General features: G+C 63.7%; 1 protein-coding gene. It reads left to right on the forward strand.

The features are described from left to right. On the forward strand, window positions 1-1,659 hold a 1,659-nt coding region (locus ADS46_RS12990), incomplete at both ends, for an amino acid adenylation domain-containing protein (RefSeq protein WP_156524519.1).

Raw genomic sequence — 1,659 nt, forward strand, 5'->3', positions numbered from 1 at the left:
TCGCCGGAGCAGGCGCTGGACGATGTCGTGCTGTTGGCCGATGACGAACGGCGTCAGCTCAAGAACTGGGAGGTGACGGCCCGTCGCTATTCCGATGTCGAGCCTCTCCCTCGCCAAATCGAGCGCTGGGTAACGACGACTCCCGAGGCCACGGCGGTCGTTTGTGGGGCTGAGCGTCTAAGCTTTGCCGAGTTCGAAGCCCGCGCCAACCGCCTGGCTCATTGGCTGCGCCGTCGCGGCGTCGGCCCGGATGTGCGGGTGGGTGTGGGCTTGGCGCGAGGCGTCGATCTGCTGGTGGCCCTTTACGGGGTGCTCAAGGCGGGTGGTGCCTATGTGCCTCTGGATCCCGATTACCCGGCCGAGCGGCTGCGCTATATGCAGGAAGATGCCGGTATCCGACTGTTGCTCAGTCACGGCGAGGTGCTGGATCACCTGCCGCTTGTCGAGGGCGTTGTAGCGATCGACCTGGATCGGCAGGATCTCACAGCGGAGTCGGCAACGCCGCCTCCACTGACGATTCACCCCCAGCAACTGGCCTACCTGATCTACACCTCGGGTTCCACGGGCACTCCCAAAGGGGTGGCCGTTGCCCATGGCGCCCTGGCCATGCATTGCCAGAGCATCGCCGACCGCTATGAACTGACCGCGGATGACCGGGAACTGCACTTCCTGTCGATCAGCTTCGATGGGGCCCACGAGCGGTGGTTGTCACCACTCAGCCGAGGGGCCCGCGTGGTGCTGCGTGATCAATCGCTCTGGAGTGTCCAGCAGACCTATGACTGCCTGCTCGATGAAGGCATCACGGTGGCGGCGTTCCCGCCGAGTTATCTACGGCAACTGGCCGAGTGGTCCGAACACCAGGGGCGCCCGCCGGGGGTGAAGACCTACTGCTTCGCCGGCGAAGCCTTCGATCGAGGCATGTTGCGGCATGCCATCGATGCCTTGCAGCCGGACTGGGTGATCAACGGCTACGGGCCTACCGAGACGGTCGTGACGCCGACGCTATGGCGAGCCGCAGCGGAGGAAGCTGACTTCACCAGTGCCTATGCGCCGATCGGTGACTTAGTGGGAGACCGCCAGGGATATGTGCTGGATGGCAACCTCAACCGGGTGCCACCCGGCATGACCGGGGAACTTTACCTGGGCGGCTGCTTGGCACGTGGTTATCTGGATCGCCCCGGCACCACGGCCGAACGCTTCGTCCCGCATCCGTTCGCGGACGGTGAACGGCTGTATCGAACGGGTGACAGGGTGCGGCTGAACGGGGACGGACACCTGGAATATCTTGGGCGCCTGGATCAGCAGATCAAACTGCGTGGTTTCCGTATCGAGCTTGGTGAAGTGGAAGCGGCCCTTCAGAGCAGTGAAGAGGTAGAGGAAGCGATAGCCCAAGTCTGCGACACGGAGTCGGGCCAGCAGTTAGTGGGGTATGTCACGGGGTCACGAGCCAGCGAATCGGATGTGAAAGCACACCTCAGTCGCTCCCTGCCGGACTATATGATCCCGTCGCAGGTGATGGTGCTGGAGCGATTGCCCCGCCTGCCGAACGGCAAGGTGGATCGCGGATCGCTACCGCAGCCAACGATCAGCCGCGACGATCGCCATGAGGCCCCTGAGGGCGAGATGGAAGAGGCATTGGCGATGATCTGGTCGGAGGTG

The organism is Halomonas sp. G11 (assembly GCF_001663515.1).
Taxonomy (GTDB): Bacteria; Pseudomonadota; Gammaproteobacteria; order Pseudomonadales; family Halomonadaceae; genus Vreelandella.